We start from the raw sequence: 1,021 nt of genomic DNA on the forward strand, positions 1-1,021 counted from the left end.
ATTAGCACGCCCTTCATCGCCTCTGACTGCCTAGGCATCCACCGTGTACGCTTAGTCACTTAACCTCACAACCCGAAGGTGTTTCTGTAAACAGAGACACTGTCGTGCTGTTTATTTGAGAGACTCTATGACAGGTTAATCCTTACCCCAATACATCTACGGAGGGATAAGTTTCAGCTGTCATGTTTCAATTTTCAGCTTGTTCCAGATTGTTAAAGAGCAAAATACTTCGCAGCATACTGTTGCCAGTACACTCTGAAGTATTATCAAGGACCGTATGGATATGGTGGAGCTAAGCGGGATCGAACCGCTGACCTCCTGCGTGCAAGGCAGGCGCTCTCCCAGCTGAGCTATAGCCCCATACAGTCACTTGCAGAAACCTTTATTTACCACTCGCTCAGGCAAGGCATGCTCACTGGACGTTTACGGTGTAAACGTATCGCGTGCAACGCAGCATAAGTGCGAATTTGGTAGGCCTGAGTGGACTTGAACCACCGACCTCACCCTTATCAGGGGTGCGCTCTAACCACCTGAGCTACAAGCCTATAAAGGTATTTCTGCTCGTTACTTTTTCATCAGACAATCTGTGTGGACACTGCACGCAACTGCATATCTTTAGGTAAGGAGGTGATCCAACCGCAGGTTCCCCTACGGTTACCTTGTTACGACTTCACCCCAGTCATGAATCACAAAGTGGTAAGCGCCCTCCCGAAGGTTAAGCTACCTACTTCTTTTGCAACCCACTCCCATGGTGTGACGGGCGGTGTGTACAAGGCCCGGGAACGTATTCACCGTAGCATTCTGATCTACGATTACTAGCGATTCCGACTTCACGGAGTCGAGTTGCAGACTCCGATCCGGACTACGACATACTTTATGAGGTCCGCTTGCTCTCGCGAGTTCGCTTCTCTTTGTATATGCCATTGTAGCACGTGTGTAGCCCTACTCGTAAGGGCCATGATGACTTGACGTCATCCCCACCTTCCTCCGGTTTATCACCGGCAGTCTCCTTTGAGTTCCC

Annotated in this window: 2 tRNA genes and 1 rRNA gene; all 3 read right to left on the reverse strand. The window is 49.8% G+C overall.

Annotation, left to right across the window (positions count from 1 at the left end):
* Window positions 1–284 precede the first annotated feature (284 nt).
* Window positions 285–360 (reverse strand) — tRNA-Ala (locus ABIE29_RS23405).
* Between the two features lie 108 nt (window positions 361–468).
* A tRNA-Ile gene (locus ABIE29_RS23410) sits at window positions 469–545 on the reverse strand.
* Between the two features lie 75 nt (window positions 546–620).
* Window positions 621–1,021 (reverse strand): 16S ribosomal RNA (locus ABIE29_RS23415); the annotation flags it as partial.

Origin of the sequence: Serratia sp. 2723 (genome assembly GCF_050434425.1) — a bacterium.
GTDB lineage: Bacteria > Pseudomonadota > Gammaproteobacteria > Enterobacterales > Enterobacteriaceae > Chania.